The sequence below is a fragment of the Streptomyces sp. NPDC001348 genome, from assembly GCF_053597535.1.
The window spans coordinates 42,873-55,628 of the sequence record NZ_JBSFIK010000009.1; the positions used below are offsets into that span (position 1 = coordinate 42,873).

General features: G+C 70.6%; 15 protein-coding genes and 1 tRNA gene. 4 read left to right on the forward strand and 12 right to left on the reverse strand.

Annotated elements, in window-relative coordinates; translation table 11 throughout:
* Positions 1-68: 68 nt before the first annotated feature.
* The 5 genes from rplA to ACWC21_RS12155 all read right to left on the reverse strand — a co-directional run bounded on the left by rplA (position 69) and on the right by ACWC21_RS12155 (position 2,896).
* Positions 69-794, reverse strand: coding sequence for a 50S ribosomal protein L1 (gene rplA / locus ACWC21_RS12135; RefSeq protein ID WP_388798459.1), 726 nt, complete (start codon positions 792-794; stop codon positions 69-71).
* Positions 795-894: 100 nt separating this feature from the next.
* On the reverse strand, positions 895-1,329 hold the full coding sequence (rplK, locus tag ACWC21_RS12140; RefSeq protein WP_037858373.1) for a 50S ribosomal protein L11: 435 nt from the start codon (positions 1,327-1,329) through the stop codon (positions 895-897).
* Positions 1,330-1,499: 170 nt separating this feature from the next.
* On the reverse strand, positions 1,500-2,351 hold the full coding sequence (gene nusG, locus ACWC21_RS12145; protein WP_450880732.1) for a transcription termination/antitermination protein NusG: 852 nt from the start codon (positions 2,349-2,351) through the stop codon (positions 1,500-1,502).
* Positions 2,352-2,431: 80 nt separating this feature from the next.
* Positions 2,432-2,716, reverse strand: a complete 285-nt coding sequence (gene secE / locus ACWC21_RS12150) for a preprotein translocase subunit SecE (protein WP_450880734.1) — start codon at positions 2,714-2,716, stop codon at positions 2,432-2,434.
* A 107-nt stretch (positions 2,717-2,823) separates the two neighbouring features.
* Positions 2,824-2,896 (reverse strand) — tRNA-Trp (locus ACWC21_RS12155).
* Positions 2,897-3,157: 261 nt separating this feature from the next.
* Between ACWC21_RS12155 and ACWC21_RS12160 the strand changes: the two genes are divergently transcribed.
* The 3 genes from ACWC21_RS12160 to ACWC21_RS12170 all read left to right on the forward strand — a co-directional run bounded on the left by ACWC21_RS12160 (position 3,158) and on the right by ACWC21_RS12170 (position 6,165).
* Complete coding sequence (locus ACWC21_RS12160) at positions 3,158-4,384, forward strand: pyridoxal phosphate-dependent aminotransferase (protein WP_450880736.1); 1,227 nt, start codon at positions 3,158-3,160, stop codon at positions 4,382-4,384.
* 127 nt (positions 4,385-4,511) lie between these two features.
* Complete coding sequence (locus ACWC21_RS12165; RefSeq protein WP_450880738.1) at positions 4,512-5,585, forward strand: adenosine deaminase; 1,074 nt, start codon at positions 4,512-4,514, stop codon at positions 5,583-5,585.
* Between the two features lie 49 nt (positions 5,586-5,634).
* Positions 5,635-6,165, forward strand: a complete 531-nt coding sequence (locus ACWC21_RS12170) for an NAD(P)-dependent oxidoreductase (protein WP_450880740.1) — start codon at positions 5,635-5,637, stop codon at positions 6,163-6,165.
* A gap of 31 nt (positions 6,166-6,196) precedes the next feature.
* Here ACWC21_RS12170 and ACWC21_RS12175 read toward each other — a convergent pair whose 3' ends face one another.
* From ACWC21_RS12175 to ACWC21_RS12190, 4 genes are all read right to left on the reverse strand, one after another.
* Positions 6,197-7,252 (reverse strand): UDP-N-acetylmuramate dehydrogenase, encoded by a 1,056-nt coding sequence (locus tag ACWC21_RS12175; protein ID WP_450880742.1) that lies wholly within the window; start codon positions 7,250-7,252, stop codon positions 6,197-6,199.
* A 141-nt stretch (positions 7,253-7,393) separates the two neighbouring features.
* Entirely contained in the window at positions 7,394-8,887 is a 1,494-nt protein-coding gene (locus ACWC21_RS12180; RefSeq protein ID WP_450880744.1) for a DHA2 family efflux MFS transporter permease subunit, read from the reverse strand.
* 93 nt (positions 8,888-8,980) lie between these two features.
* On the reverse strand, positions 8,981-9,550 hold the full coding sequence (locus ACWC21_RS12185) for a TetR/AcrR family transcriptional regulator (RefSeq protein WP_450880746.1): 570 nt from the start codon (positions 9,548-9,550) through the stop codon (positions 8,981-8,983).
* A gap of 32 nt (positions 9,551-9,582) precedes the next feature.
* A complete protein-coding gene (locus ACWC21_RS12190) occupies positions 9,583-10,155 on the reverse strand; it encodes a CGNR zinc finger domain-containing protein (protein WP_450880748.1) in 573 nt (190 codons plus the stop codon).
* Positions 10,156-10,211: 56 nt separating this feature from the next.
* Between ACWC21_RS12190 and ACWC21_RS12195 the strand changes: the two genes are divergently transcribed.
* Complete coding sequence (locus ACWC21_RS12195; RefSeq protein ID WP_450880750.1) at positions 10,212-11,438, forward strand: MFS transporter; 1,227 nt, start codon at positions 10,212-10,214, stop codon at positions 11,436-11,438.
* Between the two features lie 123 nt (positions 11,439-11,561).
* On the opposite strand, the gene ACWC21_RS12200 is transcribed toward ACWC21_RS12195, so the two are convergent.
* The 3 genes from ACWC21_RS12200 to rpmG all read right to left on the reverse strand — a co-directional run bounded on the left by ACWC21_RS12200 (position 11,562) and on the right by rpmG (position 12,718).
* Entirely contained in the window at positions 11,562-11,990 is a 429-nt protein-coding gene (locus ACWC21_RS12200) for a MaoC family dehydratase (protein ID WP_450880752.1), read from the reverse strand.
* 7 nt (positions 11,991-11,997) lie between these two features.
* A complete protein-coding gene (locus ACWC21_RS12205; protein WP_450880754.1) occupies positions 11,998-12,453 on the reverse strand; it encodes an FAS1-like dehydratase domain-containing protein in 456 nt (151 codons plus the stop codon).
* Positions 12,454-12,553: 100 nt separating this feature from the next.
* Positions 12,554-12,718 carry a 50S ribosomal protein L33 gene (gene rpmG, locus ACWC21_RS12210; RefSeq protein ID WP_003948671.1) on the reverse strand — a complete coding sequence of 55 codons (165 nt, stop codon included), beginning with the start codon at positions 12,716-12,718 and terminating at the stop codon, positions 12,554-12,556.
* Positions 12,719-12,756 lie beyond the last annotated feature (38 nt).

Consider the following 12,756-nt stretch of genomic DNA (forward strand, 5'->3'; position numbering starts at 1 on the left):
TCGGAAGGTTGCGGGGCCCGCCCTTTTTTGTCACGTCCGTGACGCGGCTACCGGGGTGAGCGCGAGGCTCAGACGGCGGCCGGGTCCTCCTCGACGAGGAGGTTGCGGGTGCGGTTCGGGTCGACCGGGATGCCGGGGCCCATCGTGGTGCTGATGGCGGCCTTCTTGATGTAACGACCCTTCGCGGCGGACGGCTTGAGACGGGTGATCTCCTCGAGCGCCGCGGCGTAGTTCTCCACCAGCTTCGTGTCGTCGAACGACGTCTTGCCGATGATGAAGTGCAGGTTCGAGTGCTTGTCGACGCGGAACTCGATCTTGCCGCCCTTGATGTCCGTGACGGCCTTGGCCACGTCGGGGGTGACGGTGCCGGTCTTCGGGTTCGGCATCAGACCACGCGGGCCGAGGACGCGGCCGAGGCGGCCGACCTTGCCCATGAGGTCCGGGGTGGCGACGACGGCGTCGAAGTCCAGGCGGCCCTTCGAGACCTCGTCGATCAGCTCGTCGGCACCGACGATGTCGGCGCCCGCGGCACGCGCGGCCTCGGCACGGTCACCGGTCGCGAAGACCAGGACCCGGGCGGTCTTACCGGTGCCGTGCGGAAGGTTCACGGTGCCACGGACCATCTGGTCGGCCTTGCGCGGGTCGACACCCAGACGGAAGGCGACCTCGACGGTGCCGTCGAACTTGGTCGTGGAGGTCTCCTTGGCGAGACGGACGGCCTCGAGCGGGGCGTACTGCTTCTCCCGGTCGATCTTGGCGTCCGCAGCGCGGAGGGCCTTGCTGCGCTTGCTCACAACTGCTCCTGTGTGTTCTGAAAGGAGTCGTGGTACGGGCCGAGCAGGCCCTGCCACGTGCGACCGGCTACGGCCGCTTGACTGCTACGGGGTACGGGGCTCAGCCCTCGACCGTGATGCCCATGGAACGGGCGGTGCCGGCGATGATCTTCGACGCGGCGTCCAGGTCGTTGGCGTTGAGGTCGGGCAGCTTGGTCTGGGCGATCTCGCGGACCTGCGCCTCGGTGATCTTGGCGACCTTGGTCTTGTGCGGCTCGCCGGAGCCCTTCTCCACACCCGCGGCCTTGAGGATCATCTTCGCGGCCGGCGGAGTCTTGGTCACGAAGGTGAAGGAACGGTCCTCGTAGACCGTGATCTCCACCGGGATGACCCAGCCACGCTGCGACTCGGTCGCGGCGTTGTAGGCCTTGCAGAACTCCATGATGTTGACGCCGTGCTGACCCAGCGCCGGGCCGACCGGCGGAGCCGGGTTCGCCGCACCGGCGTTGATCTGGAGCTTGATGAGCCCCGTGACCTTCTTCTTCTTGGGAGGCATTACTCTCCGGGTCCTTTCGGTTCGGGTCCTGCCTGCGAGCGGGGGACAACCCGGACGCAGGCATACCGCACAACGATAACGGGTATAGATGCGCGGCTGAAAACCGCGCAGGTCAGGCGCCCGCTCGAGCGTTCGCCTGACCTGCGCGGAAGCGGTTGGTCCAGGAAGAACTAGTTCTTCTGGATCTGGTCGAAGGAGAGCTCGACCGGCGTCTCGCGGCCGAAGATCTCCACCAGGCCCTTGACCTTCTTGGAGTCGGGGTTGATCTCGTTGATGGTCGCCTGGAGCGTGGCGAACGGGCCGTCGGTGACGGTGACCGAGTCGCCGACCTCGAAGTCCAGCACCTGGACCTCGACCTTGCGCTGCGGCGCGGGCTTGCCCTCCGCCTCGGCGGCCTCGCGGGCGGCCTTCTCCTCCGCCTCCGGGGCGAGCATCTTGACGATCTCGTCCAGGGTCAGCGGGTAGGGGTCGTAGGCGTTGCCGACGAAGCCGGTGACGCCGGGGGTGTTGCGGACGACGCCCCAGGACTCGTTGGTCAGGTCCATGCGGACCAGGACGTAACCCGGCAGCTTGTTCTGCTTGATCGTCTTGCGGTCGCCGTTCTTGATCTGGACGACCTCTTCCTGCGGCACCTCGGCCTGGAAGATGTAGTCCTCGACGTTCAGCGAGACGGCGCGCTGCTCGAGGTTGGTCTTCACGCGGTTCTCGTAACCGGCGTAGGTGTGGATCACGTACCACTCGCCGGGCAGGGTGCGCAGTTCCTCGCGAAGGGCCTGGACGGGGTCGACGGGCTCGGCCTCCTCGACCTCGGCCTCCTCGACCTCGGCATCGGCCTCGGTCTCCGCCTCGTCGTCCTCGACGTGCAGGGCGGTTTCCTCGGCAGGCTCACCCAGTGCGGCTTCCGCAGCCTCGAACTCGTCCTCGTCGTCCGCGCCCTCGACGATGTCGAGCTCGTCGTCCACCGTCTCGGCAGCAGCCCCGCGAGGCTCGGTGGCGTCGTCGTTCAGGTTCGGGTCAGACACGATGGCTGCTTCTTCCTGGATACATAGGGGTGGAACATGCGAAAACGGGCGCCGGTACCACGGCGCCCTTCGCTCTCGGCTCAGCCGAAGACGTACTTGGCCGCGTGGTTGAGCCCATAGTCAATCACGGTCACCAACGCGATCATGATGGCGACGAAGAAGATCACCACGGTGGTGTACGACGACAGCTGGTTGCGCGTCGGCCAGACGACCTTGCGGAGTTCCGCGATGATCTGGCGGTAGAAGATGGCGAGGCGCTTCAGGGGGCCCTTCTTGGCGCGCTTGCCGCCCTTGCGGGACTTCTTCTGGGTCTCCTGCACCTCGTCCGCGTCAGGCGTGTCGATGGAGCCCACGGCGTCCGTCATTCGTCCTCACCTGATCCCGGGTCGTGGCCGTGCCGCGCCCGGTTACTGAGCCGCACGGCGGTGCATTGCTGTACGTACATGCGCACACATCCTGGCGGTGTGTGTAGCAGGGCCGGAGGGACTTGAACCCCCAACCGCCGGTTTTGGAGACCGGTGCTCTACCAATTGAGCTACGACCCTTTGTGTGCTCCCCAACGTACCGCATACGACCGGGTGCTCGGTGTGCACCGGTCGGGGCGCGGCTGCTGAAGGCCAACGAGGTGAGAGTGTACGTGGTCCCGCGCCCGGCGTCGAACAGAAAGTGCCCGTTCGGGACCACCGCACGGAAGATCGTCCTGGCCGCGGGGGGAATTCGGACCCTTGTTCACGACTCGGCCCGATGCTGTTCAGTGGGTGAAACCGGCGTGCCGTGCAGGTTTCCGGTCTGGAAGCATGGGGCCCATGAGCGCTGCAACCCCTCCCACCGAGCGCCGGGTCTCCGCCCGAATCGGCGCGATCTCCGAGTCCGCCACCCTCGCCGTGGACGCCAAGGCCAAGGCCCTCAAGGCCGCCGGGCGTCCGGTGATCGGCTTCGGCGCGGGCGAGCCCGACTTCCCGACTCCCGACTACATCGTCGAGGCGGCCGTCGAGGCCTGCAAGAACCCCAAGTACCACCGGTACACCCCGGCCGGCGGCCTGCCCGAGCTGAAGGCCGCGATCGCCGCGAAGACGCTGCGCGACTCCGGCTACGAGCCGGACGTCTCCGAGATCCTCGTCACCAACGGTGGCAAGCAGGCCATCTACGAGGCCTTCGCCGCGATCCTCGACCCCGGCGACGAGGTCATCGTGCCGGCGCCCTACTGGACGACGTACCCGGAGTCGATCCGGCTGGCCGGCGGTGTCCCGGTGGAGGTCGTCGCGGACGAGACGACCGGCTACCGGGTGAGCGTGGACCAGCTCGAGGCGGCCCGCACGGAGAAGACGAAGGTCGTGCTCTTCGTCTCCCCCTCGAACCCGACCGGCGCGGTCTACAGCGCCGAGGACGCCGAGGCGATCGGCCGCTGGGCCGTCGAGCACGGCCTGTGGGTGCTGACGGACGAGATCTACGAGCACCTCGTCTACGGCGACGCGAAGTTCACCTCGCTGCCCGCGGTCCTGCCCGAACTGCGGGACAAGTGCATCGTGGTCAACGGTGTCGCGAAGACGTACGCGATGACGGGCTGGCGCGTGGGCTGGATCATCGGCCCGAAGGACGTCGTGAAGGCCGCGACGAACCTGCAGTCGCACGCCACGTCGAACGTGTCCAACGTGGCCCAGGTCGCGGCCCTGGCCGCCGTCTCCGGCGACCTGTCGGCCGTCGAGAGGATGCGCGAGGCCTTCGACCGCCGCCGCAGGACCATCGTGCGGATGCTCAACGAGATCGACGGCGTCCTGTGCCCGGAGCCGGAGGGCGCCTTCTACGCGTACCCGTCGGTGAAGGCCCTGCTCGGCAAGGAGATCCGCGGCAAGCGCCCGCAGAACACGGTGGAGCTGGCCGCGCTCATCCTGGAGGAGGCCGAGGTCGCGGTCGTCCCGGGCGAGGCCTTCGGCACCCCTGGTTACCTGCGGCTGTCGTACGCGCTCGGCGACGAGGACCTGGTCGAGGGCGTGAGCCGGATCCAGAAGCTGCTGGCGGAGGCGCAGGACTGACGTCCCCGCCAGAGGAGGACGGAGGGTAGTAGTTCCACTACCCTCCGTCCTCCTTCATTTGTGCGAGCAAGACCACGTTCGGGGAATCCGCTACCGGGACGCCGGAGACGTACGGCAGGATCCTCCAATGCTGAGCTCTTCAGGGGGGAACCCCCCGAACCCCCCGTGTGTACGTGATGTCTCTGAGCTGCCGAAAGCCCATCTGCACCTGCACTTCACCGGGTCGATGCGGCCCACCACCCTGCTGGAACTGGCCGACAAGTACGGCGTGCGCCTGCCCGACGCGCTGACCGACGCACTGACCAGCGGGGAGCCACCGAAGCTGCGGGCGACGGACGAGCGGGGCTGGTTCCGCTTCCAGCGGCTCTACGACGCGGCGCGCTCCTGCCTCAGACAGCCGGAGGACATCCAGCGGCTGGTGCGGGAAGCTGCCGAGGAGGACCGCGCGGACGGCTCCGGCTGGCTGGAGATCCAGGTGGACCCGACCTCGTACGCGCCCCGGCTGGGCGGGCTGATCCCGACGCTGGAGATCATCCTCGACGCGGTGGACACCGCGTCGCGGGACACCGGCGTCGGCATGCGGGTGCTGGTGGCGGCCAACCGGATGAAGCACCCCCTGGACGCGCGCACCCTGGCCCGGCTGGCGGTGCGGTACGCCGAGCGGGGCGTGGTCGGTTTCGGACTGTCGAACGACGAGCGCCGGGGCATGGCACGTGACTTCGACCGCGCCTTCGCCATCGCCAGGGACGGCGGTCTGCTGTCGGCCCCGCACGGCGGCGAGCTGACCGGTCCGTCCTCGGTCCGGGACTGCCTGGACGACCTGCACGCGAGCCGGATCGGTCACGGCGTGCGCGCGGCGGAGGACCCGCGGCTGCTGAAGCGGCTCGCCGACCGGGGCGTGACCTGCGAGGTGTGCCCGGCGTCGAACGTAGCGTTGGGTGTGTACGAGAAACCGGAGGACGTTCCGCTGCGCACGCTCTTCGAGGCCGGGGTCCCGATGGCGCTGGGCGCCGACGACCCGCTGCTCTTCGGCTCGCGGCTGGCCGCCCAGTACGAGATCGCCCGCCGGCACCACGGCTTCACGGACGCCGAACTGGCGGAACTGGCCCGGCAGTCGGTCCGGGGTTCGGCTGCGCCGGAGGACGTCAAGGCCCGGCTGCTGGCCGGGGTGGACGACTGGCTGGCCGGCCCGGCCGCCTGAACCGGTCGTGGTGAGGATCCCTCTTGTAGCAGATCAGCACCTCCACTGGATGCCCGCCGCCGGGCGGCTGCGCCGGCACCGGAAGCCCGGACATCAGCACCGAGTGGCCCTCGGCGACACCTTTCTGGCGCGGTCCCCATCCCGCCGCCTGTCGGCCCTGGGCCCGCGGAGCCGCAAGGACGCCGGGGTCGCGGCCCGGCTGACACGTACGGTCCTGCGGGCCATGGGGGCCGAGGGCGTGCGGCGAGTGCTCGTGGTGAGCGCGGGTCCCGTCGGGCCCGAGCCGGAGGGTGACGGCTTCCTCGACAGGGGTGTGCGCAGGATCGTGTCGGCGTTGCTGAAGGACGTCTACGCCGACCTGCGGGATACGGAGGACGAGCTGGCCCGCAGTAGCACGGACTGGACGTCCGTACGGCCGCCACGGCTGCGGGACAAGCCCCTCACCGGTTCGTACCGGACGGTCGTCGGCGGTTTCCCGCCCCGGGGCCGCTTCATCGCGCGGGCGGACGTGGCCCACGCGATGCTGCGGATGATCGAGGATCCGGGGACGGTGAGGCAGGGGGTGGGGGTGGCGTACTGACAGCGCGATGAAGCGGCCCCGGGGGGCTTGCCTACAGGTTCACGCCCACTGTCACCGGCTCGTTGACCAACGTGATGCCGAAGGCCTCGCGGACTCCGGCGACGACCTCGCGGGCGAGGGCCAGCAGGTCCTCGGTGGTGGCGCCGCCCCGGTTGGTGAGGGCGAGGGTGTGCTTGGTGGAGATCCGGGCGGGCCCGGTGCCGTACCCCTTGGTGAAGCCCGCCTTGTCGATCAGCCAGGCGGCCGAGGTCTTGGTGCGGCCCTCCCCCGCGGGGTAGGCCGGCGGCTCCACGCCGTCGCCGAGCCGCTCCCGTACGCGCGCGCGGAAGGCCTCGAACCGGGCGTCCTCGAGGATCGGGTTGGTGAAGAACGATCCGGCCGACCAGGTGTCGTGGTCGTCGGGGTCCAGGACCATGCCCTTCCCGGCGCGCAGCTTCAGGACGGTCTCGCGGGCGGCGGCGAGCGGCACCCGCTCGCCGGGCTCGACGCCGAGCGCACGGGCCGCCTCGGCGTACCTGATCGGCGCCGACAGTCCGTCGGCGTCCTGCAGCCGGAAGCGGACGCGCAGCACCACGTAGCGCTCGGGGTCGGCCTTGAAGCGGCTGTGGCGGTAGGAGAAGGCGCACTCCTCGTTGGTCAGCGTGACCGTCTCGTGGGCCCGGCGGTCGTAGGCGGTCACCTCGGTGATGACCGAGGAGACCTCCTGGCCGTAGGCGCCGACGTTCTGGATCGGTGTCGCGCCCGCCGAGCCCGGGATCCCGGCCAGGCACTCGATGCCCGCGAGCCCGGCCTCCACGGTGCGGGCCACGGCGTCGGTCCACACCTCGCCCGCGGCCAGCTCCAGCGTGCTGTCGCGCAGTTCGAAGCCGGTGGTGCCGATGCGCAGGGCCGTGCCGTCGAAGCCCTTGTCGCCGATGACCAGGTTCGAGCCGCCTCCGATGACCAGCAGCGGGGTGCCGGTGGCGTCGGCCTCGCGGACGGTGTCGATCACCTCGGCGTCGGTGGTGGCGGTGACCAGGCGGGCCGCTGGGCCGCCCAGCCGGAAGGTGGTCAGCGGGGCGAGGGGGGCGTCGTGGAGTTCCTGCACGCGCTCAAGACTACGAGACGGCACCGACAGCCCTGCCCGCTCGCCCCGGGCGAGCCCGTGGCGGACCGCCACGCGCGCGTACGGCCCCGTCGGCTGGACGGGGCCGTACGCGCGCGTGCCGTGGGCGGTGGCGGTGGGCGGTCAGTGGGCGGCGGGCTGCAGGGCCGGCTCGCCGGCCTGGTCGGCGGGCTGCTCGCCGGTCTGGTCGGCGGGCTGCTCGCCGGTCTGGTCACCGGTCGCCTCCGCGGTGCGGGAGGCGCTGCGCCTCCCGGGGATCACCAGGGCCGCGACCGCCGCGAGGGCGACCACCGCGGCGCCGGTCACGAGGGCGGGCCGCAGTCCGTCGACGAAGTTCCGTGCGGACTCGTAGCCGCCCTGTGCCGAGAAGATCGAGGACATGACCGCGACGCCGAGGGCGCCGCCGACCTCGCGCAGTGCGTTGTTGGCTCCGGAGGCGATGCCCTGTTCCTGCGGGCGGACGCTGGACATCACCAGGTTGGCGGCCGGGGCGAAGTACAGGGCCATGCCGATGCCGCTGACGATGAGGCCGGGCAGCTGCGCGGCGTAGGAGACGTCGACCGTGTCCACGGCGGCCAGGAAGCCCAGCCCGACTGCCTGGAGGAACAGCCCGGCGGCCACGACCGGGCGGCCGCCGATGCGGTCGGAGAGGATTCCGGCGATCGGTGCGACGAGCATCGGCATCCCGGTCCAGGGCAGCATCCGCAGACCGGCCTCGGTGGGCGAGTAACCGAGCACGCCCTGCATGTACTGGCTGAGCAGGAAGATCGAGCCGAACATGCCGAGGAACATCAGCAGGCTTGCGGCGTTGATGCCGGCGAAGGCGCGGGAGCGGAAGAGCCGCATCGGGAGCATGGGGTTCTCGGCCCGGGAGCCGTGCAGCACGAACCCGGCCAGCAGCGCGGTGCCGACGAGCAGACCGGTGAGGACGACGGAGTCGGTCCAGCCGTCGGCGGGTCCGCGGACCAGGCCGTAGACGACCCCGAAGAGGCCGCCGCTGGCGAGCAGGGTGCCGGGGACGTCGAGCCGGGCACCGGCGCCGTGGGACTCGGCCAGGCGCAGACGGGCGAGCGGCAGCAGGGCGACGCCCAGCGGCACGTTCAGCCAGAAGATCCAGTGCCAGGAGATGTGTTCGGTGAGACTGCCGCCGATCAGCGGCCCGGAGGCGACCGCGAGGCCGTTGACGGCGCCCCAGATGCCGTACGCCATCCCGCGTTTGGCGGCGGGCACGGCCGCGGTCAGCAGGGTCAGGGTGAGCGGCATCATCACGGCCGCGCCGGCGCCCTGGACCGCACGGGCGGCGATGAGGGAACCGATGCCGGGCGCCATGGCGGCGGCCGCGGAGGCTCCGGTGAAGACGGTGAGCCCGGCGAGGAAGAGCCGTCGGCGGCCGAAGCGGTCGCCGAGGGCCGCTCCGAACATCAGCAGGACGGCGAAGGTGAGCGTGTAGGCGCTCACGGTCCATTCCAGGTCGTCCAGAGCGCCTCCCAGGTCCTTGCGGATCGAGGGCAGCGCGGTGGTGACGACGAGGTTGTCCAGGGCCGCCATGAATCCGGCGACGCTGGTGATGACGAGGGCCCAGACGGCTCCCCCGCGACGTGTGCTCTGCTCTGACATCTCTCCCCCTGGGAGTGCTGACGGTTCGCTACTTAGTTATTACTGACTAACTTTGGCGGCCATGCGGCGGCGACGCCACCCCCTCGACCCGCGCTACTTCTCCGGCCGGCCCGTGACGCGCGCCGACGGGTACAGCCCTTCCCACACCCGGTGCCCGGGAGGAAAACCCATGGCCACCAGGCAGTTGACCAGCATCCCGTACGCCATGAAGGTGGTCGTCTCGTTCACGTCCGCGCCGAGCGGCAGGTGCACGACGTCCCAAAGACGCATCCAGTCGGCCCGCACGGACTCGCCGAAGGCGGTGTCACCCTCCTCCTCGGCCGCCGCGACCGCGACGTACATCTGCATCTGCATCATCAGCCGCTCGGGCCGTTCCTCGATGACCTGGATGTACGCGGTCGCCATGGCATGCAGGGCCTCTTCGCCCTTCAGCCCGTCGGCGGCCTCCTCGAAGGCACGGATGGTCTCCTCCATGCACCGCTCGGCCGCCGCGAGGAAGATCGCCTTCTTGCCCGGGAAGAGCCGGAAGAGATACGGCTGCGAGACACCGACCCGCTTGGCGATCGCCTCGGTGGACGTCCCGTGATAGCCGCCCCGCGCGAACTCGCTCATCGCCGCGCGGATGACGCTCTCACGCCTCTCGTCTGCGCTCATCCTGACCATGCCCATAAGTTAGTACTCAATCACTAACTACGTCAAGGGGTCTGTGCACCCGGCCGTGAACGACGGTGGGCCGCGACCCGTTCACGGGTCGCGCAGCGCCGGGAGCAGTACCGGCGCTCGGGCCCCTGCCCCTGTGTGATGAAGACGTTCCCGCAGGCGGGCGAGGCGCAGACCCGGCCAGGTGGGCGCTGGTGATCCCACACGAGGACGGCGAGCGCCAGACAGGAGGAGGCGAGGAGCCACTCGCCCCAGGGGGCGTCGTCGTCGCGGTCGAGATGCGGATGCCATGGCGCGCCACCCCTGTGCGAGGTCAGCCGCAGCGGCCGGGCGCACTCCTGGAGAAGGCGGTTGAGGGTGGCGGCGGCCGTGTCCACGTGATCGGCGGCGAACACCTCGCGGAGCAGCATCGCGGCCGCCCGCATACACCGGACGTCCTGGGCGGTCAGGTGCGGGTGTTCGGTCTCGCCGTACTCGCGCAGTACGGCGGCGACCGCCTCCGGATCAGGGTCCGGGTCGCCGGTCAGGGCGTTGACCAGGGCGGCGGCGCGGCGGGCGTTGGTCAGCACGGAGTGCCGGGTGGACCAGTCGGAGGCGTGGGGCGGCATGCCGGAAACGTAACGCATATTGAGCACTTTTGCGTTGCTTACGTAACGTCGGCCGGATGAAAAAGCGTTACACGAGCGTCTACCTGGCGGGAGCGACGGCCGCCCGCACCGGCGACGAGATGTCCGGCCCGGCGCTGCTTCTGGCCGGACTCGCCGCCGCCGGACCGGCCACCCAGGCGTCGTCGCTGCTCGCGGCCGTGACGGCCGCGGCGGCGGTGGGCGGCCCCGTGCTCGGGGTGTTCCTCGACCGGTCGACGCGACCGGGCCGGCTGCTGGCGGTCGCATCGGCCCTGCACGCGGCCGGACTGCTGCTGGTCCTCTCGGCACTGGGGCGCCTGCCCTACGCCCTCCTCGTCGTGATCGCCGTCGGCACCGGCCTGTTCGGGCCCGCCCTTTCGGGCGGCTGGACCGCCCAACTGCCCCGCGTCGCCCCGCCGGACGGGCTGGCACGCGCCACCGCCCTCGACGCCATGACCTTCGGCGCCGCGAGCCTCACCGGCCCCGCCCTCGCCGGCACCACGGCGGAGCTGCTGGGGGCCCCGGCCGCGGTGCTGCTGTCGGTGACACTCATCGGGGCGGCACTGCCGGTCGCCTGGACACTGCCGGGGCGGCGACCGGCGGCGGGGCGGGTTCTGCGGCGGGACGCCGTGACGGACGGCCGCTGCACCGGCCACCCGGCACGGGTACCGCACCGAAGCACGGTGTTGGCCGACCTCGCCGCCGGTCTGCAGTGCATCGGGCGCAGCCCGTCCCTGGCCGGGGCCACGCTCACGTCGGTCGCTTCCTGCGCGGCACAGGGCGTGCTGATCACCTGTACGCCGTTACTCGGGGCGCGGTTCTTCGGGGGAGCCGGGCGCGGCGCGTTGCTGCTCTCCGGGATCGCCGTCGCGTCCCTCGCCGCGAACGCCGCCCTCGCCCGCTCCCCCGGACGCCGACTTCCTCCGGACGCGGTGGTCCGGGTCGGCGCGCTGCTGCAGGCCGCCGCTCTCGCCCTGGCCGCGATCGGCCGCCCGGCGCTGCTGGCCGTCACGGTGGTGCTCTCCGGCGCCGGGGAGGGGCCACAGCTCACCGCGCTTTTCACGGTGCGGCACCGGGAGGCGCCGGAGCGGTTGCGCGGCCAGGTCTTCACCACCGGCGCCAGCCTGAAGATCGCCGGCTTCGCCCTGGGCGCGGCGGCCGCGGGCCCGATGGCCGAGCGGTCACTGCCGGGCGCCCTGCTCACGGCGGCCGGTCTGCACGTCGCCGGGGCACTGTTCGGCGGGGGCGGGACGTCCGACGCGTAAGGAGGACCCGAGCAAGCAGGGACCTCACAGGCAAGCACCCCACGGGCGAGCACCCCACAAGTAAGGGGCACCCGACCAGTGCGGGTGCCCCTTACGTCTGCCGTCCGTCCTCCGGCCGGGCCCTCAGGCGAGTCGTACGACCGCCCGGGACATGCCGAGTACCTTCTGCCCTGCGCTGGTAGCCGTCAGGTCGACGCGGACGGTGTTGTCGTCGAGCTTGGCCGCCACCTTGGCGCTGACCTCGATCGTGGCGCCGTCGTCGTCGTCGGGGACGACGACGGGCTTGGTGAAGCGGACGCCGTACTCGACGACGGCGGCCGGGTCCCCGGTCCAGTCGGTGACCACGCGGATCGCCTCGGCCATGGTGAACATGCCGTGCGCGATGACGTCCGGCAGACCCACCTCCTTGGCGAACCGCTCGTTCCAGTGGATCGGGTTGAAGTCCCCGGAGGCACCCGCGTACCGCACGAGGGTGGCACGGGTCACAGGGAAGGTCTGCGCCGGCAGTTCGGTGCCGACCTCGACGTCCTCGTACGCGATCTTCGCCGTCATCGCTTCCTCACGCCTCCGTGTCCGCCGCACGGGCCACGAGCTTGGTCCAGGCGGTCACGACGTGCTCGCCCGCCTCGTCGTGGACCTCGCCGCGGATGTCCAGGATGTCGTTGCCCGCGAGGGACTTGATCCCCTCGATCGTCGAGGTGACCGTGAGCCGGTCACCGGCGCGCACGGGGCGGGTGTAGACGAACTTCTGGTCGCCGTGCACGACCCGGCTGTAGTCGAGACCGAGCTGCGGGTCCTCGATGACCTGCCCCGCGGCCTTGAAGCTGATCGCGAAGACGAAGGTCGGCGGGGCGATCACGTCGGGGTGGCCGAGCGCCTTGGCGGCCTCCGCGTCCGTGTACGCCGGGTTGGTGTCCCCCACCGCCTCGGCGAACTCGCGGATCTTCTCCCGGCCCACCTCATAGGGCTCGGTGGGCGGGTAGGTCCGCCCCACGAAGGACTGGTCGAGCGCCATGGGCTCGGCACCTCCTGCTTGCTCTACTGACCGGTACGGGTCGTTCAACGACGTGAGGCCGCCCCCGATACTCGGGGACGGCCTCACGTACGAGCCTGATTTATCGCGTCTCGCGGTGCGCGGTGTGCGCATTGCAACGCGGGCAGTGCTTCTTCATCTCAAGACGGTCCGGGTTGTTACGCCGGTTCTTCTTGGTGATGTAGTTCCGCTCCTTGCACTCCACGCAGGCCAGCGTGATCTTCGGGCGGACGTCGGTGGCAGCCACGTGAGTGCTCCTTGACGAACGGGTAGGTTATTCAACGC